The sequence below is a fragment of the Dolichospermum sp. FACHB-1091 genome, from assembly GCF_014697585.1.
Classification (GTDB): domain Bacteria; phylum Cyanobacteriota; class Cyanobacteriia; order Cyanobacteriales; family Nostocaceae; genus Dolichospermum.
In genome coordinates, this window is record NZ_JACJSB010000014.1 from 12,516 (window position 1) to 33,665 (window position 21,150).

Below are 21,150 nucleotides of genomic sequence, written 5' to 3' on the forward strand. Positions count from 1 at the left end.
TAGCAGCTTTTTACCCCCTTGAGATGGACATTTACAGGAATTTTCTCCGCAAATTGTCAGGAGAACAATAATCACGCCAAAGATCTTGCCAACTTTGATATTATATGGCCAATGAGCGATCGCCTTTTACAATTGTTATTAATTGATCCCGATCCAATTTTTCGTCTCGGACTAAAGGTAACATTGGAAACTATTCCCAATTTACAAGTCATAGCAGATGTTCCCACAGATACCTCTGCCTTAAAGGTTATAGCGGAAATATTGGCTGTTAATTCTCAGCAAATTCACTTAATAATTTTAGCATTAGATAATCAACAGTTAGGAACGCAATTCTGTAGACAACTAAAAACTTTATACCCTTATATACCTATATTAGTTTTAACTAGCACATCTCAACCGGAACTAATTATATCCGCCAAAGCGATAGGAATAAATGGCTATTGTCCTAAAGGGGTTTCAATTTCTCAATTAGTCCCGATTCTTGAGCAGGTAGCCAATGGAGGTTATTATTGGTTTGAAGATGGAAAAATATCTAATTTTACCTCATTTTCTCTAGCAGGTAAGTTGCGAAATCAGTTACAAAATTCAGGAATTAACTACATTGATGATACTTTATATCAAGTTACAGAACAATTAAAATTACCGGGAATAACGCTATTAAATAAAGCAATTTTAGCAGGACAAAGACGGGAACTTTTAGCGGCTCGTTGGTTTGTTAGCAATTTATTAAAATTACCACACAAAAGGCAGAATTTACCACCAGAAGAACCTATTAATCAAGTAATTATTAAATCAGAGACACAACCTTTAATAGATATACCATCTGGAGTGAGTTCTCAACAATTACAATCTGAATTATTAACATTATGTTTAAATAAACTGAAATTTCCTTTAGAAAATCTCACAGATACACCTTTAGAAATTGATATTCTCCGAGAAGATAAAAAGCGAGAATTACTTGATATTATCCTTCATAAATTTTTTCAGCAGTTGGATGAAATTCGGAATTTTAATTTTAATAAAAATCAAATATTGAATTTAAAAGAGCAGATTTTAGTAGATTTATGGCAATTTAGTATTACAGATTTCTTTAGTAATTACTCCCGTATTAGTTTGGATAAACAAGAGATAAACCTAGTTAAATTCCTATTAGATAAAAACACAGACTTACAAAAAGAGATCATTAAAAAAGTTCCATTATTTGGAGATTTTTTATCTTATCTGCTACTATTCACAGATTTATATATTGATAATGTTTCTTGTCCCTTTGGTAGTAAAGAAGCTCAAGCTCAAGCATTATTAATTTTAGAAAATTTATTGATTCATATAGCTAATAATGTAATTCAACCATTATTAAATAACTTAGCAGACGTTGAAACAATCAAACAAAACTTTTATCACAGACAAATGATTTCGACTAGAGAAATTGAAAGATTTAGAAATAACTTATCTTGGAAATACCGATTAAATCAATATATAAATGAAGCCCAAACAATTTTTGAAAGTCGTTATGAATTATTTGTTTTTGCACCTCGTGGTATTGCTAAAATATCAATTTATGCTCCTCGCAACCAAGAATTAGCGGAACTTTCTGGTATTCCCCTAGGAGTGACATTAATGCTAGAATTTCGAGATGCTATTACTCCCCGTTTACAATCATTATTAGGGTTTTTAGGAACTGGAATTGTTTTTGTACTAACCCAAGTTATTGGCCGGGGTTTAGGTTTGGTTGGAAGGGGTATTTTACAAGGAATTGGTAGTGTGTCTTTGACAGAAAAAGGACAACGGAAAAATAGAGAATAGGGTGAAAAATAAGCTGTACTGCATTTTATTTGTATAATTAAAGCTAGTTTATATAATTATAATTATATTAATAATAATAGCGGGTAGGATGCCCGCACCACATTTAATTTGTATAATTAAAGCTAGTTTATATAATTATATTAATAACAATAGTAGCGGGCAGGATGCCCGCACCACAAGATTTATACATATTACGATTGTACAATTTAGTTGTGTAAAAGCTTATAAATTCCAATCACGACGAAAATTAAAGAAACTTGCTAATAATTCTTGAACAGCATGGTTTTTATTAATTCTCTGTTTATGCCATTCTCGTGCTGTGGCGATGAGAATTTCTGATAAACTGGGATAAATGGGTGATAATTTTGCTAAATGCTGAACTTTGATATTTTGGTTTATTGCTAAACTAATTATATTAATCAATTCTCCTGCTGCTATTCCTAAAATAGAACATCCCAATATTTTACCATTTTTAAAAACTATTAATTTACAAATTCCTGTAATTTGTCCTTGAATTTGTGCGCTTGTAGCTGTTTTAAAATATTGTTTAAAAACTAAAACTTGATTTTGAGGATATTGACTTTTTGCTTGAATTTCTGTTAAACCAATTTGTGCTACTCTCGGATAGGTATAGATTCCCCAAGGAATACAGTGATAATTAACTTTTACTGTCGGAAAAAATAAGGCATTTTTTATGGCAATATTAGCCTCATAATTACTAAGATTCTGAATATTATAACCCCCAATTACATCACCACAAGCATAAATACGATGATTTGTCGTTTGTAATTTTTCATTGACAACTAAGCGGTGTTGATGATATTTTATTCCCACTGCGGACAGGTTGAGATATTCTAAGTTTGGTTGTTGTCCGGTAGCAATGAAAATTTCATCAGTTTCCATGGCTTGATTTCCTGCTTGTACCCATTTTTGATTATCTATATGTCGAACTTGGGTTACTTTTGTTTGTGTTAAAACACGCACACCATTAACTTCTAATTGTGCTATTAGTAATTGATTTATTTCTGGGTCAAGATGAGGAATAATACTGGATTTTTTAACTATTAAGGTAATATTACAACCAAACTGGGCTAAAATTTGGGCAATTTCTATACTTTCGGGAATACCACCAAGAATTACCCAATTTTTAGGTAATGTTGTTTTTTCTAAATAGTCCCAAATATTGGTTAAAGTCAGATATTCAATAGTATCTAATCCAGGAATATTAGGAATTAAAGGACGTGAACCATTAGCGAGTAAGTAAGTGCGACTATACAACCGTCTTTCATTAACTATGAAACTCAAAGGAGAAGATTGAAATTGACCATTACCAACAATAATATCAACTCCTTGGGCTGCTAAATTAGCAAGGGAATTGATTTGAGTGAGATTTTTTGAAACAGAAATAGCATAGAATAAGGACTTTTTCCAGTTCAGAGATATTGTATTTTCGTCAATTCCTAGACTTACTAAATTACGAGATTGTTGGATAATTTTACTAATTTCACTCAGTACATATTGATGATTAAAATAGTAGTTATGGGAAAAATTATCGCTGACAATTAAAGCCACTTTTGCATTTAATCCAGTAGCATTTAAAGCGGCTTGGTATGCAGCAATAGTGTCACCAAGAATAACTATATCATAATCAATATTGGTCATTAGTTAATTGTCCAATCTTTTCAGGGCTGTTAATAAGCGTTGGTGATCAGATTCAGTACGGACAGCGACGCGGAAAAAACGATCACCCAATTCTTGAAAACTTAAACAATCACGAATTAAAATCTGGTGTTGCTGAAGTAATTTTTTTTGTAACTGAGAAGTAGACTGCTGACATTCTACCAATAGGTAGTTAGCAGAGCCTTCTAGGGGGGTGAAACCAGGAATTGAGGCTAACCCTTGGAATAGTTGATTTCTCGCCTCTGGTAGCCATTTCCAGGTGCGATTTTGAAATTCTGTATCTTCGAGAGCCGCGATCGCTGCCTTGGCTGCTAAAATATTTACAGGCCAGGGATCTCGCCATGATTGCCATTTTGCTAGACGCTGGGGGTGAGCGATAGCATAACCTAATCTTAAACCTGCTAGACTGTAGAATTTAGTAAGCGATCGTAAAATCACTAAATTATCATATTCTTGCACCAATTCAATCAGACTTTGTTCCTCATCAGGGGGTAAAAAGTCCATAAAAGCCTCATCCACCACCACCAAAGCAAACCGTTTTAAATAAGGTAGGATAGAGTCCCGTGAAAACAACTTTCCCGTCGGGTTATGAGGATTATTCAGGAGTAACCCATATTCCGAAGTCAGAAATCTGAAATCTGGAAACAGAGAAATATTCTCCTTTGACGGTATAGCCTTTGTCCCCGTTCCCAAATCCAGAGGAAACTCCAGCAATTTAGCATTATAAGCCGCCAGAGTGCGGTAATAATCCCCAAAAGCCGGAGTGAGTATAACGGTTGCTGCTAATTGCGCTAATTCTCTACCAACCAGAGTTAATAATTCTGCTGAACCATTACCTGGCAAAATCCAATCAGCAGCTATTTGATGAAAGTGACCCAGAGCCAGTCTGAGTTCACTATATTCCGGGTCAGGATAATGCCTGAGATTATCCAGTTGGGACATAATTGCTGCAATGACGCTGCTAGGCGGTCCCAACGGGCTGATGCTGGCGGAAAAATCCACAATAGCATCCGGGGAACAGTCAGCTAACGCCGCCGCCCAGGCTAAATTTCCCCCGTGTGCTGGTTGTGGCATCAAAAATACTCTCCCTAGAACAAAACTTACTCTTTTGGGGGTGCTACTCTTTCTCTAAACTGTTTCCCAGCGGAAAAAGCGGGAACTCTGGTAGCGGGAATTTCCATTTTTTCGTTCGTTTTGGGGTTACGTCCCTCACGAGCTTTGCGTTCCCGTGATTCAAAAGAACCAAATCCCACTAATGTCACTTTATCACCAGAAGAAACCGCTTCCACAATGGTTTCTATAGCAGCAGTTAAAACAGCATCAGCCTGTTTCTTCGTAACGTTAGCTTTTTCCGCCACTGCATCAATTAATTCGCCTTTGTTCATATCAAACTCCTAAAGTTTTACCAGATATTCTTTCAAGATGCACCCTTTCGCATCTTTACGTAAATCTCTGCTTGTACAAATACAAAAATCGTTCCTGGAGAGTATTTACACTCAAAACCGCCGTAAATCCCATTGACTCGACTTTTCAATGAATCATTCTAAGGTGTTGTAGCCCGAAGTGGATAGGTGAAACTATTAATTTATATAGATTTCAGGATTTTTTGTGTTTTTTACCTGTTTTTTGTAGTTAAAACACCCTATTTTCATAAATAAATACTTAGTGGTGCCAGTCTTTAGTCCTTGGCTCTTGCGAAACATCTTCTCCCTCTCCTCCTCTTCGTCCCCTACTCCCTTGGTTTTGCTCAACTCTTCCCAGGTTAACTTTTTCTCCTCTATGAGCATAATTCTGCTGGGAATCATCCCAAACCCTTATGTTTACATATTAATATTTTATCAAACTCTTGTGGGGTGGGCATCTTGCCCGCCCTATAACTATTTTATTACCCCAAGTTGCTATTTATTTACAGCAGTTTTCATGTATTTGTACCACAGGCTAATTTTTCTATTCCTTTCTTCCTTTGCGTCTTTGCGCCTTTGCGTGAGATATAAAATGTGGTTCATTTACCCGAAAACTGCTGTAACTTTCGACTGGTCATCATGGCAGATTTTTTGGTGATTTTCAACTTTCACCCTATCTCCTCTTCCTGGAGGTTGTAGTTAAACCTGCAAAAAATTAATATTGATATAGCTTCATGTAGTTACAACGAGAAAAAAGGTTTGGCGCTTTCAACCAAACCTCCATAATTGCTGTGCTTAACAACGTACTTAATTAATTTAGTCCTACTTTCCTGATAGATCATCTTCCTATGGGGTGTGTCCAAATTGTCCTAGAAATGATATAGCATTGTCATCACAGATATTGACAATACAAAGGGTAAAGTATATAAAATTCTACCACGTAAATTAAACATAAAAAAGGCTTGGGTGTTAGCCAAGCCTCTATATATACCAGGTGTTTACCATATATAACTACTTTAAACCGGATGTTATTGCTATTCATCATTCTTTAAGATGTTTACAAAATCGACAAAATATGATAATTAACGAAACTATAGTGTTTTTAGCTGTTTCCCTGTTACTTGATCTGAAATAAAAAAAAGACCCTGAAATTATTTTCAGAGTCCGTATACGTTTTTCAGGCATTAATCAAAGTTAACATTACTCAATTTTCATAAATATTTCTACTACCTAAAGTAGAATTAAAGAAAATATTTGTGCTTTTGGTGAGTAAGAAGTTACAATAAAAAAAGGCTTAGTGATTTACCAAGCCTACATATATACCAATTGTTTATCATAACTACTGAATGTACATTAATTGATGCTGATAGTCATCTATCTCAAGTCTAAAGTATGTATATCAATATTCACGAAATCTGTGATGGGGTGATGAGAAAGAACTAATAATATATAATATTATACTTTTGGGATTTTTTCTCACATAAAGAAAAAGGTCTAGCGTGAAGCTAAACCTCATAAAAAGCAGTTATTCGACACACCAGGATCAATGTAAATCTATTTCTCTTTTTTTGCATCTCTCTATGGAGTGTATTTACTTGTCTAGAAGTATGCTATGAACTGAGCCATTTAAAAAAATCTTAATATTTGTTATCTAAAATTACATAAATTAAATTTATGACAATTATGACCATAAATTCGCAAACACTACCACTAGTTAAAAATCCCGAAAAACTAGAAAATCGTCTAGGGGAAATTCCTCCAGAACCGGGGGTTTATTTAATGAAAGATGGCAGCGATCGCCTAATATATATAGGTAAATCTCGTAAATTGCGTTCTCGTGTCCGTTCCTATTTCCGCGACTCCAGCAATAAAACGGAACGTATCAACACGATGGTCAAATTAGTGACAGAAATTGAATTTATCGTCACTGATAGCGAAGCCGAAGCATTAGCACTAGAAGCGAATTTAATTAAACAACATCAGCCATATTTTAACGTTTTACTCAAAGATGATAAAAAATATCCCTATCTTTGTATTACCTGGTCAGATGAATATCCGCGTATTTTTATAACTCGTAAACGTCAATTAGCAAAACACAAAAAAGATAAATACTACGGACCTTATACAGATTCCGGTTTATTACGGGAAATTGTGCATTTATGTAAACGCATTTTCCCCCTGCGACAAAGACCACAACCCTTGTTTAAAGATCGTCCTTGTTTAAATTATAATATAGGTCGTTGTCCTGGAGTTTGTCAAAAATTAGTTTCTCCAGAAGAATATAGAAAAATTGTCCAAAAAGTGGCGATGGTTTTTCAAGGAAGAACTCAGGAATTAATTGATATTTTAACAGAACAAATGGAAAGGGCTGCGGAAGAATTGGATTTTGAAAATGCGGCGAAAATCCGTGATCAAATAGTTGCTTTAAAATCCCTAAATGCAGACCAAAAAGTATCCTTACCTGATGATACAGTATCACGAGATGCAGTGGCCTTAGCCGCAGATAATCAACACGCCTATATTCAATTATTTCAAATTCGCGCTGGTCAATTAGTTGGTCGGTTGGCCTTTGTTGCTGACTCTCACCCTGAACCTGGAGAAATTTTACAACGAGTTTTAGAAGAACATTACCAAACAGCGGAAAATATAGAAATTCCTAGCGAAATTTTGGTACAACATGATTTACCAGATAGTGAAATTCTGTCCGATATTTTGACAGAACGTAAAGGCAAAAAAGTGACAATTTTAGCCCCTTTGCGACAAACTAAAGCCGAATTAATTGAAATGGTGGAAAAAAATGCCCAATATGAATTACAAAGAATGCAAAAATTGGCAAGTAGTAATCTACAAGCGACTCAAGATCTAGCTACGATTCTCGATTTACCAGATTTACCAAAACGTATTGAAGGTTATGATATTTCCCATATTCAAGGTACTAATACTGTCGCTTCTCAAGTGGTATTTATTGATGGTTTACCAGCCAAACAACATTACCGACATTACAAAATTAAAAACCCTAATATTACAATTGGACATTCAGATGATTTCGCTAGTTTAGCCGAAGTTATTCAGAGAAGATTTCGTAAATATATCGCAAATCCCCAATTAACAAGATTAGGTAATTCTGACTGGCCTGATTTAATTATGATTGATGGTGGTAAGGGTCAATTATCTGCTGTTGTGGGTATTCTAACAGAAATGAATTTATTAGCAGATTTGCAGGTTATTAGTTTAGCTAAAAAGCAAGAAGAAATCTTTTTACCAAATTCATCTCAACCTTTAAAAACTAATCCAGAACAACCAGGAGTACAATTATTAAGAAGATTACGAGACGAAGCCCATAGATTTGCTGTGAGTTTTCATCGTCAACAAAGAAGTGATCAATTAAAACGATCTCGTTTAGATGAAATTCCAGGTTTAGGACAACATAGACAAAAGTTACTATTAGCTCATTTTCGCTCCGTTGATTATATTCGTCAAGCGACATTTACACAATTAACCGAAGTTCCCGGAATTGGTTCCCGGTTAGCGCAAGATATTTATGATTATTTCCATCCTGTTTAAATATCTTTTTTAGGAAATACAAACTAGAGAATCAGGAGAACTTACAAGTGAATTGTCTTGGATGATAGTTAGTTTTGTATTATTGGTTAACTTTGTAAATACTATGGTTTTAAGAGATGAAAATTAGCCTGTGTATGATTGTCAAAAACGAAGAAACTACTCTACCAAGGTGTTTAGGAAGTGTAAAAGGTTTTGTTGATGAAATTGTGGTTCTGGATACGGGTTCAACTGATAAAACTCCTCAAATTGCTGAACAATTTGGAGCTAAGGTTTATTATTTTACTTGGAATAATAATTTTAGTTCGGCTCGAAATCAGGCTTTAAAATATGTGACCGGTGATTGGATTTTGGTTTTAGATGCTGATGAAACTTTAACCTCAGAAATTATTCCTTTACTGAAATTAGTTATGGTTAAGGAAGAATATCTTGTTATTAATTTGGTGCGTCAAGAAGTCGGTTCTACACAATCACCTTATTCTCTGGTTTCTCGACTATTTCGTAATCATCCAAATATATATTTTGATCGTCCTTATCATGCTTTAATTGATGATAGTGTGACGACAATTTTAACTCAAGAACCATCTTGGGAAGTTGGTTATTTACCAGGGGTAGCAATTCTCCATACTGGTTATCAAAAATCTGTGATTAATGCAGTGGATAAATATGCTAAGGCCTCCGCCGCAATGGAGGAATTTTTTGCAAATCATCCCCATGATGCTTATGTTTGTAGTAAATTGGGGGCTTTGTATGTGCATAATCACAAAATTAATCAAGGTATGGATTTATTAAATCGAGGGTTAAATCAATTAATTGCTAATCAAGTTAATGAAGATATAAATTATGATATTTTGTATGAATTACATTATCATTTGGGAATTGGTTATACACATTTACAAGATTTATCCTCAGCTATTCATCATTATCAAGCTGCGGTAAAATTACCTATTTATCCACTTCTAAAATTAGGAGGATATAATAATTTGGGAAATTTATTAAAAAATCTGGGAGATTTACCAGCAGCAAAAATTGCCTATGAAACAGCTATCAAAATTGATCCTAATTTCGTAATTGGTTATTATAATTTGGGGATGGTATGTAAAGCTATGGGATTATTTTCCCTGGCTATTGATTGCTATAATCATGCTATTAATCTCAATCCTGATTATGCGGAAGCTTATCAAAATTTGGGGGTTGTGTTGTTGAAAATTGGTCATGTTCCCGCTAGTTTAGAAGCTTTTGAATATGCTATTTCTCTCCATGAATTGCATAACCCTGATGAAGCACAACGACTTCATCAGGGTTTACAGGAAATGGGTTTGTTCTCATAGCAGAAGTCTCGTCGCCCCTTTAGATACAGCACTTCCCGATGTTATGAGGTACAAGAACCCCACCCCCAACCCCCTCCAATATCAAAAGTTTATCCTTTTCTTCCCCCCGCAGCGGGGGGATTGAGGGGGTGCGAGGAGGGGGCAAATGAAGTATCTCATTCAAGTGCATACCGCTATATGTACCGTTATTATCAGGTCTATTACCAAGATTCCTGTTCCCTGTCCATAACGACAATTTTTAACCCCAACCTACCTATCTTCCTGCATACTTCTGACAATTTTTGTTACCATTTTCCTGGGGATAAAGCGAATACATTTCGCCATTAATTTATTAACAAAACCAGGAATAATAATTGTTTTTCCCTGAATTAAACCATCATAACCAATTTGGGCGACAGTTTCCGCATCCATCATTTTTTTGCGTTTTAGTAGTTTAGAATCTGCCATTCCGGTTCTTTCATGAAATGCAGATGCAGTTGAACCTGGACAAAGAACAGTTACAGTTATACCTGTACCTTCTAACTCATTAGCAATAGCTTCTGAAAAAGATAAAATATAAGCTTTTGTCGCAAAATAAACCGCCATTAATGGACCTGGTTGAAATGCAGCCGCAGAAGCAACATTAAGAATTTTACCATGACGTTGTTTAACCATTTCTCTAAGAAATAATTTGGTTAAATGGGTAAGACAAACCAAATTTACCTGCAACATTTCTAGTTCAGTATTGAGATTGGTTTCATAAAATAATCCATGATTACCAAAACCTGCATTATTGACTAATATATCAACTTTAATACCAACTTGTTGTAATTCTGTAAAAATTTCTTCGGGAGATGTGGATATAGATAAATCTTTGGTAATGGGTTTAACAAAAATCCCAAACTCTTCTGCAAATTCAACAGCTATTATTTTAAGTCTTTCTCCCATCCTATCTACCAAGACAAGATTGTAATTTTCATGAGCAAAAATTCGGGCTAACTGATAGCCAATACCACTAGCTGAACCAGTAATTAAAACAGTTTCCCGACATTTTATGTTCATTTTTAAAAAGTGAATTACATTAATAAAATAGGCACAGTTCAACTGTGCCAAGGGAATTAGACAAGACTTAAAAAGCCAGTTTGCACTAGGTAAGATGTGTAAGTCATCAACAATTGAGAATCAATAGGAGGACAAACAATAGAACTGCCTTTTAATGCTTCTAGAGTTTTTTTACAACTAATAATTGGTCTTCTAGCTTGTAAATACAAATCGGGAATAGTGATTTGTTCATCTGACCAACGTTCTAACAAAAATGGCCGCAAAGTATATAAAGGATTGTCTGGAGATGTGACATTATTAATTAATTCTGCTTGCCATTCTTGGTATGGAATCATCTTTAATGAAAACCCAAAAGAACGCACCCAATCAACCAAAGATTTTAAAGAAGCGGGTTGAGGATGTTGTAAATGGAAAGCTTTACCTACAGATGTTTCTTGTCGAGAAAGATAAACAACAGATTTGCTGACATAATCAACAGGAGACATATCTAACATATAATCTACATCGGGGAAAGAACCCATTTGCAGACAACCTTTAATCATTAAATTGATGAAATCATGGGTATTACAAATTCCGGTTTTGCTATCCCCAGAAATTAAAGGAGGTCTGTGAATAGTAATAGGTAATCCTCGACTACCAGCAATTTTTACTAACTTTTCTGCCACCCATTTAGTTTGGGAATAACCGAGAAAAATACCTTCCCAATCATCAAAATTATCTTCTTCTTTAACTATCTTACCAGCATAAGCACTAGACTCAAAAACAGCAACACTAGAAACATAATGAAATGGTTTAACTTTGGTTTGACAAGCTAAACGCAAAACTTCCTGTGTACCTAAAACATTCGCTGTTTTTAGTGCTGAGTAAGGATAAACATAATTCAGTAAAGCTGCACTATGATAAATAGTATCAATATTAGCAGCTAGATGTTGAAATTGTTCTGGGTTAATACCCAAATGTGGCTGTGATAAATCACCAATAATGGGGATAATGCGGTGAGTATATTTATCCTGCCAAATTCCATATTGTTGCAAATTATTTTCTAATTTGCTTTTCCCCTCTTCCACATTACTAGCACGCACTAAACAATAAAGAATTGCTTCACTAACTTCTAGTAATTCCTTGATAAGGAAAGCACCTAAATAACCTGTTCCTCCGGTTAAAAAGATATTTTTGGGGTGAGAAACAAAAACCGTATTACCTACGGGTTGAATGCTGGGGTCTAGGACAGCTTCCGCAGCTAAATCTAGGAAAGGGGGAGCAAAATTAACAGCAGAATTTGTACCTGAATCTGGATCTTTTCCTGAAGAATCATCACTTGATTCCTCTGACAACCGCTGAGAAAGGGCGGCAATGTTGGGATAATGCCAAAGTAAAATAGGAGAGGGTTTAAAACCTAGTAATTCTTCTAATTTACTAATAATAATCATGGCTTGAGCAGAATCTAAACCATAATTTTCTAAGTTTTCGTGAACATCAATTTCTGCGGTTGTAACTCCAATAACTTCCGCAAGATGAGAAACTAGAAATGCTTGAATACTTTCAGCAGTATAAGACTGTTTTAAATTCATTTTTACTTCTCCAATGTAGAGGAAATTGGTTGATATTGACTGTAATAAGGAGGCATTTGCAAACCCTGAATTTTTAAACTGTGGGTACGATATAAAAATCCAGTTCCCTTCATAATTTGGTTAGCAACATCAACAACATGACGTTGATTAGGTTCTGATAAATATGAACCACGCACCCAGTCATTAAAGCCACCCATAGCTGGTCCGCACCAAATTTGATAATCAACTTCTCGACCTTTTTCCCCAGTGCTAGACCAGCGGGAAGATAACCCTAAATACCATCTAAAAATTAAGGCCATTTTCAGTTTAGGATTATTAACAGCTTTACCCAATTTTTCAGGATTTTTTTGGGATAAATAAGCGGCTGTACCTTCCCAAACTTCGGCGATACTTTTCCGAAAAATTTGTTTTTCTAACTTTTCTTTTTCGGCTTTGGGAATATGTTCAATAGAGTCATAATTGCGGTATAATTCATAAAGTTTTTGCGCTCGCATGGGGAACATTGTCCCCCGTTTGAGAACTTGTAATTTCACTCCCATTTCAAACATATCGGCTGCGGGAGCCATGATCATATCTGCCATTTCTGCTTGTGCTAATAACTTTTTAGTATGTTCACAAGCACCAGATTCAACACAAGATTGATTAATTGAACCAGTCACTATATAAGCCGCACCCATTATAAAACCAGCTAATGCTGATTCTGGTGTGCCAATGCCTCCAGCGACTCCAATTCTAATAGGAACTGAGTAATTATATTGCGCTTGAATTTCATCTCTGAGAGCAATAATTGAAGGTAATAAACATACTAAAGGACGATTATCAGTGTGACCTCCAGAATCAGCTTCAACGGTAATATCATCAGCCATTGGTACTTGGCTGGCCAAATTTGCCTGTAGTTCGGTAATTAATCCTTGCTGAAGTAATTCTTTGATAATTCTCGCGGGTGCTGGTTGCAAAAATTTAGTTGCAACTTCTCGACGGGAAATTTTAGCAATGACCTTATTTCTGATATCAATTTGATTGGCTGCATTCAATCTTAACCCAGCAACTCGATAATAAACAATATTAGGAGTTAAGTCTAAAAATGCAGATGCTTCTACCGTTCTGACACCATATTTTAGATATAAATCTACAGCGCGACGTTCAATAGCTGGTTCATTGGGACTGTGAATTAAATTGAAAGCATAAGGTCCATTTGGTAAGGCTTGTTGAATAGAATTAATGGCAGATTCTAAACGTTCTGGAAGTAAGCCACCGGCACCAAAAGAGCTTAAAATCTTTTCTTTTCCTAATGCAATTACCATCTTTTCAGAAGCAATACCACCAGCCATTGCTCCTGTCATATAGGCATATTTTACACCATAAGCAGTAAGAAAACTAGAATCACCAAGTTGTTGTAAACGTAGAGGTGGCAGTGAGATTAAAAGTTCAGGTTGTCCAGATGAACCATTATCATTAGGTGCTAAATAACCATCATTAGTAACACCAATTCTCCCTGCTATTTTGATAATATGACAAGGTTGATCTAATGTTAATAGTTTATCTTTGATGGCATTTTTTTCAAAGCTAATACAATCTAATGAACCTTTCCAAATTTGGTTTTGATGATGATTCCAGCCGAAAAAACCAAGTCCATTATCATGTTGATTTCGTACCGTCTCGATTGTTTTCACGGTAGTTGTTCCTCAATGTATAAGCAAAGGATTTGAAATGAAGAATTTAGTTCACCCAGAGACGCAGAGGCACAGAGAAAGAGCATTAATCTTTTTACCTCTAGGTGTAATTTTCAGGCTATTTCTGAATACAGTTCAGTTAAGCATTTTTTTATTCCCTCTGTGTCCTCTGTGCCTCTCTGGTTTGTTAAAAAAAGAGCTTTACACTTAACACTAAGTGGATTATTTCTCTTCGTTGAGTAGGTTTTGAGCGCAAGCTAATTGTAATTGGATAATTTCGCTCATTTGCTGACTAAAATCTTGTCTAGCTGCTAAGAAACTTGTGTGCGTTTTAGTTAATTTGGCAGTGTTGTTACTCAGGGCTTGATACTGAGAAATCTTTAAATCATTCATGCTAATTTTTTCAGTAGGTTCTTGGTTTATGTTTGGCTTTAAGATTTTTGTTGACTCAAAGAATTTTAGTTTCTTTGACAATTCTAAACCGTTCTCCATGATAGTTTTCATGGATTTTTTTTCTGGTTTGTGTTTAGGTTTAGGGTAAATCTCTGTGGGTGCTATTTTCTCCGCTGTCTGTAGGGAATTGATGATTTTATACTCTTGATGAGGAGAAATTTTTTGCTTTTGGTTATTAGCAAAAATTTGACTATTTTCTGCATTCAAAATTGCAGAAGTCATGGAATTACCACCTAATGTAACTTTCCTCAGTGTTAATTTATTCTGTTTATTATTCTCTGAGGATAAGTCATATAAAGGAGCTAGATTTAATTTTACTTGATGACTTAATAGTTTAGCTAAGGCTTTAATTAGGGAACTATGATCATCTGTACCACGTCGGTTTAGGGATACGGTAATATGTTCTTGATTACCAAGATTTTTACTTATCCAACGCGAACAAATACCACCAGCACCAGCTTCAATAAAGATTTTTGCTCCGTCTGCATAAACACGATTGACTAAGCGCGGAAAGTCGAGTTGTTGACATAATCCTGTGGCAATATTGTGAGCAATTTGTTGACTCTCAAGTTCAATTGATTGATATTTAGCAGCAGAATAAAACTTAATTCCCGGTATTTTTTGTGCTGGTAAAGTGTATAATTTTTCCAGTTCTTGAGATTCTGATTGCATTGCTTGACAATGAATCACATGATCGAAAGGAGCGGGAAAAGCATGACAACCCAGGGTTTTAATCACTCGGTTACAAGCTGCTGGTTCACCAGCAATTAATACTTCTTCTGCTGTATTAATTTGTGTTAAATAAACGCGAGTTTCATTTTTTAAACATTCTCTAACCTGGGCTGGAGTAGCCATAAGAACGTAGTTATTCCACAAATTATTTTCTGGAGTTGTGAGATTTTTTGGTAGTCCCCAATACTCACGCACAGCATTTTTTGCCCCAGATAATCTATCTCCAAATAAAGCTGAGGAGTTAAATGTGTGACTGACTTCATAAAAATTGCTCCATACTCCTTGAGCAACCATCATACTAGTTTCACCTAAACTATATCCAAAAATATATTTAGGTTTAATTTGAAAATCTTCGGTAATAATTGTCGAGATTAATCTGGTAAAAAGCACTTCTGCTTCAAACATTGCCAAAGAATCATCCAGCAATTTTTTTTCTAGAGTTTCCAATTGTCGAGTTGACAATTTACTCAAACTTCTAGGAAATACCAGTTTTTCAACATCTGCGGCTCGTTCGTAAAGACTTTTGATAATCACATCATCAAAAACTTTAGGAAATAACCGGAAAAGACTACGACCAATGCCAAGATAAGTATTAACAGCAGCAGGATAAATATAGGCTATTTCTCCATTTTTACCCAGTGGTTTTGGTGTGAAATAACTACCTATGGGAGTTTGCCAATCTTTACCATTTGCAAAGGCACTAGTTACACCTTTTTTGGCAGAATTAATTTCTTTAATTAATTCTTTTTGGTTGCGTCCAGTTAGAGATAAAGTGTATTTGCTTTGAGAATGTTGTTGAAATTCAACAAAGGTTTGACTAGCAATCTCTTTGAGAGAATCAGCATTTTCAATTCTTGCTTGCAAATGATCCAATGCTGCTAATAAGCTAGATTGATCATCTGCTGCAATGGGTAATAAATGCAAAGGTCTTGATTCTAAATATGTGCTACTGCGCTCTGGTTGTTGGGTTTCTTCTGATAAAATGATATGGGCAAAAGAGCCGTCACAACCAATACTATTAATGGCTGAAATTCGAGATTTGACCTCTTTTTGCAAAAACCAAGGTCTAGACTCTGTAGCAACATAAAAAGGACTACCTTTCCATACTTGCGGTGTTTTCACTCCAGACCAATTGGGAGTTCCGGGAATATATCTGTGGTAAATACTCAGTGCAGTTTTAATTAAACTGGCAATTCCAGACGCAAGGAAGGTATGACCAATATTAGATTTAACGCTACCTATAGCGCAGTGTAAACCATCTCCAACGGAGGGATAAGCTTGGAGAATACCATTAATTTCGGCCTCGTCTTCGGCAGGAATACCACTAGCGCAGACTTCTAAATAGTTGACTTCTTGAGGTTGGATACCTGCTTGTTGAAACGCTTGTTTGCAGACTTGAGTAATGGTGGTATCATCTATAGCCATAGATGCAGATTGACCAATACTAACAGCATCAATAACTGCATAGATGCGTTCCTGATTTTGCAATGCGACATCATGACGTTTAAGAACTACCGCACCCGCACCTTCTCCCACATTCCAACCGTCGGCTTTTTCGTCAAAACTTAAAGTATTGACTCCTGTATTAATTTTGCCAAATTGACTTCGCAATAAGACGTTTTCTACCCCACCTGCTAAGTCAACAGCACCCACAATTACAGCATCTACTTCATTAGTATCTAGCAGCATTTGCGCTAATTCTAAAGCTTTAAAAGCAGCGGTTTCTACGGCACTAATTGTAAAAGATGGACCTGAGAAATTCCATAGAGAGGAAATGCGACTAGCCATAATATTGGTAACGTAACTGAGATATTCACTAAGTTCAACTTGATTGTGAATACTATCTTGAACAATACTTTCTAATTGCTGAATTTTTTCAGGTGATAAAGTGATTTCTGCGCCATTTAAACCATCCTTAATTTGCCAGGATGAATTCCATCTTTGCTGTAATTGGTGAACAGATAATTCTGTATCTGCTGCAATAATCACGGCTACATTACTATTAGGTGAAATTTTCGCATCTTTGAGAGCGCGGTCAGCAACTCTTAATAATAAGAGTTGTTGAGGGTTGATATTTTCAACCTCATTGGGAGGAATTTTGTAAGCGAAAGTATCAACTTCAAAATTATCAATATAAGCTCCTTGTGGTACTTTTCCAACTTCTAAACCATACGCTTGTAGTAAAGTTTCTTGTTGATTAATACCATGCCATCTTGATTCTGGTAGAGGAATAAAATGCTGTTTTCCGTCATAAATACTGCTCTCGAAGGCATCTAATTCTTGACATTCACCAAAAAAGGCATCCATACCAACAATTGCCATTTTTGCGGTCTTCTGTTGCTGAATATTCATCTGCTTACTTCCCTGCTTCTAGAATGATATGAGAGTTTGTACCACCAAAACCAAAGGCGCTTAAAGCTGCTTTTTTAGTTCCTTGACTTGGCCATTTAGTAGGAGTTCTGACAATGTTTTGTGAAGAGATAACATTATTTTCAGAACCTATAGGTTGGGTCACATTAATAGTAGGAGGAATCACACCATGGGACATACTTAAAATTGTCTTGGTTATGCCTACCATACCCGCAGCAACAAGTAAATGACCAACATTTGTTTTGGTTGAACCTACTAATGGAGTTGCTTTATATGGACTAAAAAAGCTTTCAATTGAGTTAAATTCGGTGGTATCTCCTAATAAAGTACCTGTAGCATGGCACTCTAAATAATCAATAGTTTGGGGGTTAAGTTTAGCTTCAGAATAAGCTCTTTGATATGCTAGAGTTTGACCTTGAGAATTAGGACTAAGAAGATGTTTACCTTTACCATCATTAGATAACCCATTACCACAAATTGTGGCTAAGATATTGTCACCATCTCTAATAGCATCACTGTGTCTTTTAAGCATTACCATTCCTATGCCTTCGGAGGTAATTAACCCACGTGATGACTTATCTAAAGGACGACTAATGCCATTATCTGGATATCCTTGAATACCAGAAAATAACATTCTGACAAACAATGGATCTGCACAACTAATCGCACCAGCTAACATTAAATCAGCTTTGCCAGATTGCAGATAATGGGATGCTAATTTAATGGCATAAAAAGATGATGAACAAGCAGCATCTATACAGAAATGAGTTGCAGATAAAGAAAATGCTTTAGAAACTATAGCAGCAGGTAAACCAGAAACCATAGCATTATATGGCGATTTTTTGATGCCATTATTTGTTCCTGGTAAATGAAAATCCTGATTCTGCAAAAGTTCACTAATTGCAGGTTCAATATTTTGCTGATAAATAGGAGAAAATAAACTATTAGAAGCTTTGGTTGGAAATCCCAAAGTTCCTAAAATTACGCCACATTTTGAGAGTGCAGTTTGATTTTCTAAGTAACCACTATCAATAATTGCCTGTTTAGCGGCATATAGTGACCATTTAAAACTATTGTCCAGACTTTCAACAAATGATGCTGGTAAATTGTACTCACTAGGATCAAATTCAAAATTGCGGATAAAACCGCCTTTAAGGAAGTAGAATTTTTCTGGTGTTCCTTTTTTATTGTCGTAAAATATAGCGGGATCTATTCCCAAATCCGCTACAGTTATAGATGATGTGGAATCTTTTTCTTGTGTAAGATTCTGCCAAAATTCTTCGGGATTATTAGCATCGGGAAATAGGCAAGATAACCCGATGATAGCTATTTTTTCCACTTTTGAAATCCTCCTTGGGGAATGAGGGAAAGAGATATTATTTAATCTTTTCCCTACGTTATTTAGGATTTACGCGATTCCCCAATGTTTACGGATTTATGGACGCAGGAAGATAATTAAGAGAAATGAACTAGGAAGAATGGAAGGAAGATAGAAAATTGTGGTTTGGGTTGATGTAATACCAATTCTGTGTAAAGATGCACCCAATTTAAAGATAAACGAACCACGGAGGCACAGAGGACACAGAGAGAAAAAAGGTTAAAAGTTCGGTGCTGCCTCAGAAAGAAATGGTATCAGGAAACCTAAGATTTTGGTGAATTTGTTGGGTTTCACTGTCGCTTAACCCCATCTACGAGATTTAGGTTTTTACTTTTTATTTAACATTTTCATTGGCCAAATTACGGCTTTTGCTTTTAAGATTCGGGAGTAGATTTTTCCTTGATGATTGTGAATAATGAAGTTGACAGTTACACCTGTGTCGGTTTTTGCTATGATTTCACAGGAAACATAAAAGGGGATGTTGAATGGTACTGCTAAAAACTGTTCACAGTATGTTAATTGTCCTGGTAAACAAACTTCTTGATGGATATGATTTAACCATAACCATAATGTTTGGGTACTTATATCAATGATATAAGGATTGTGCCATTTAACTGGAAATTGTCCTTGTTCTTTGGCTGTGATTTCTTGCCAACAACATTCGGCTGTGAGTTTTTCTGGACTAATATTTAAAACTCTGGTAATTTCTTGGAATGCTGGTCCGTGAAATAGGGATAAATCACCATTTTGATAGAATTCTTTACCAGTGCTAGTGACTATATGATCTTCTCTAAGATCCATTGCTTCATAAATGGGGGCTTCTGGCAGATTTTTTACCAGTTTAATTAGAGAACTAAAGTGATAATGAGTTTTTCCTTCAGGGGTTTTGCTCAATATTTTGGTTTGAAATTCTACAAAATCACCATCAACTTTGGCAACTTCTTGGATTTCTAAAATATGTTCCTCAGCCAAAGTAGAATTAAAGGTAATTCCTTTTAAAACTTTGAAGTCTTGACAACTAAAATATCTATAACCTGGATAAATTTCTTCACAGCCATTAACCATCCATGATTTGGCACAGGTAGCTGGTAAGACTGGTGAACCTGCTATTGTATGATCATGTAAAAATGGATTTTCTGCTAATGTCATTCGTCTGCGAATGCGATAGCTGCGAAGTTCTGAACCTAAAGGACTAGGTGATAGTTTCATCGGACTACCAATGACAACTTGTGTATGATCTTGATAGGCTGGATGTAGTTCATTAACTAACATTTGTGTACCAACTTCCACAGGAATAATATCAATTCCTCTTTCTGCAAATGCTTTTTTTAATTGTGGTGTTACCATCCCACTATCCCACCCTCCCCAATTAATTGCGACTACATGACAATTAGGGTGATGTTGTTTGATTAAATGCGCCGATTTATTCAGAATTTCATTGGCTATAGCATAATCAGTTTGACCAATATTTCCATAAAAACCACTCACGGAAGAAAACAATACTAAATGTTCTAATTGTTGGGAATTAATACAACTGAGCAGATTTTCTAAACCCTGAACTTTAGCTGTATAAACTTTCTCAAAATCATCTTCTGTCTTTTTTTCAATTAATTTATCTGCTAAGTTACCGGCACCGTGAATAATTCCGGTAATTTGACCTACTTTCTGAGAAATTTCTTGCAATTTTACTTTCAAATTTACAGTGTCAGTCACATCAACACTAATATATTCAGCCGTTCCTCCTGTAGCTGCAATAGCCGCTAATGTCTTCTTAATTTCTCGACTAGAATTAATTTGATTAAATATCTTTTGTACCATCATGGGAGTTGGTTTTTCACCCTGAGAAATCAAATTTTCCATAATGCGCTTTTTCAAGGCAGAATCTTCCAAACAATCCCGCGCATATTCTGGTTCTGTAGTGATTTCTGAACGACCTAAAAGAATAAATTTACAACGTTTTTGTTGAGCTAATTTAACAGTACATTGAGCAGTGATTCCCTTTGCTCCACCACTGACAACAAAAACAGAAGATGGAGTAATTTCAACAATTGCAGTCATAAATCCTCACGTAAAAAATCAAATCAAAATATCAAACTCTTACTTTGTGCGACTCTGGGTGAAAAAAGTCATCTCATGGTGGGCAATGCCCACCCT

13 protein-coding genes are annotated in these 21,150 nt (G+C 35.5%); 3 read left to right on the forward strand and 10 right to left on the reverse strand.

Translation table 11 applies throughout. The features are described 5' to 3' along the window. The first annotated feature begins 111 nt into the window (after positions 1–111). Positions 112–1,803 (forward strand): DUF3685 domain-containing protein, encoded by a 1,692-nt coding sequence (locus H6G25_RS10710; RefSeq protein ID WP_190392527.1) that lies wholly within the window; start codon positions 112–114, stop codon positions 1,801–1,803. Between the two features lie 222 nt (positions 1,804–2,025). Here the strand turns inward: H6G25_RS10710 and H6G25_RS10715 are convergent, their stop codons facing one another. From H6G25_RS10715 to H6G25_RS10730, 4 genes are all read right to left on the reverse strand, one after another. Next, the gene (locus H6G25_RS10715; RefSeq protein ID WP_190392462.1) at positions 2,026–3,465 is read right to left on the reverse strand and encodes an NAD(P)/FAD-dependent oxidoreductase; all 1,440 of its coding nucleotides are present in this window, start codon (positions 3,463–3,465) and stop codon (positions 2,026–2,028) included. A gap of 3 nt (positions 3,466–3,468) precedes the next feature. Then, complete coding sequence (gene cobD / locus H6G25_RS10720; protein WP_190392463.1) at positions 3,469–4,557, reverse strand: threonine-phosphate decarboxylase CobD; 1,089 nt, start codon at positions 4,555–4,557, stop codon at positions 3,469–3,471. 26 nt (positions 4,558–4,583) lie between these two features. Further along, on the reverse strand, positions 4,584–4,868 hold the full coding sequence (locus H6G25_RS10725) for an HU family DNA-binding protein (protein WP_137908773.1): 285 nt from the start codon (positions 4,866–4,868) through the stop codon (positions 4,584–4,586). Between the two features lie 195 nt (positions 4,869–5,063). Then, positions 5,064–5,270, reverse strand: a complete 207-nt coding sequence (locus tag H6G25_RS10730) for a hypothetical protein (RefSeq protein ID WP_190392464.1) — start codon at positions 5,268–5,270, stop codon at positions 5,064–5,066. 1,299 nt (positions 5,271–6,569) lie between these two features. Here H6G25_RS10730 and uvrC point away from each other — a divergent pair. Further along, positions 6,570–8,450 carry an excinuclease ABC subunit UvrC gene (gene uvrC / locus H6G25_RS10735; RefSeq protein WP_190392465.1) on the forward strand — a complete coding sequence of 627 codons (1,881 nt, stop codon included), beginning with the start codon at positions 6,570–6,572 and terminating at the stop codon, positions 8,448–8,450. Positions 8,451–8,584: 134 nt separating this feature from the next. Beyond that, complete coding sequence (locus H6G25_RS10740; protein WP_242034936.1) at positions 8,585–9,778, forward strand: glycosyltransferase; 1,194 nt, start codon at positions 8,585–8,587, stop codon at positions 9,776–9,778. Between the two features lie 249 nt (positions 9,779–10,027). On the opposite strand, the gene H6G25_RS10745 is transcribed toward H6G25_RS10740, so the two are convergent. The 6 genes from H6G25_RS10745 to H6G25_RS10770 form a co-directional block, all read right to left on the reverse strand. Continuing rightward, positions 10,028–10,819, reverse strand: coding sequence for an SDR family oxidoreductase (locus H6G25_RS10745; protein WP_190392467.1), 792 nt, complete (start codon positions 10,817–10,819; stop codon positions 10,028–10,030). 56 nt (positions 10,820–10,875) lie between these two features. Next, positions 10,876–12,390 carry a thioester reductase domain-containing protein gene (locus H6G25_RS10750; RefSeq protein WP_190392468.1) on the reverse strand — a complete coding sequence of 505 codons (1,515 nt, stop codon included), beginning with the start codon at positions 12,388–12,390 and terminating at the stop codon, positions 10,876–10,878. Positions 12,391–12,392: 2 nt separating this feature from the next. Further along, positions 12,393–14,063 (reverse strand): PfaD family polyunsaturated fatty acid/polyketide biosynthesis protein, encoded by a 1,671-nt coding sequence (locus H6G25_RS10755; protein WP_190392469.1) that lies wholly within the window; start codon positions 14,061–14,063, stop codon positions 12,393–12,395. A gap of 222 nt (positions 14,064–14,285) precedes the next feature. Further along, positions 14,286–17,600 (reverse strand): type I polyketide synthase, encoded by a 3,315-nt coding sequence (locus H6G25_RS10760; protein ID WP_190392470.1) that lies wholly within the window; start codon positions 17,598–17,600, stop codon positions 14,286–14,288. 4 nt (positions 17,601–17,604) lie between these two features. Then, the gene (locus tag H6G25_RS10765; protein WP_190392471.1) at positions 17,605–18,957 is read right to left on the reverse strand and encodes a polyketide synthase; all 1,353 of its coding nucleotides are present in this window, start codon (positions 18,955–18,957) and stop codon (positions 17,605–17,607) included. Between the two features lie 366 nt (positions 18,958–19,323). Next, positions 19,324–21,054, reverse strand: a complete 1,731-nt coding sequence (locus tag H6G25_RS10770; RefSeq protein WP_190392472.1) for an SDR family NAD(P)-dependent oxidoreductase — start codon at positions 21,052–21,054, stop codon at positions 19,324–19,326. Positions 21,055–21,150 lie beyond the last annotated feature (96 nt).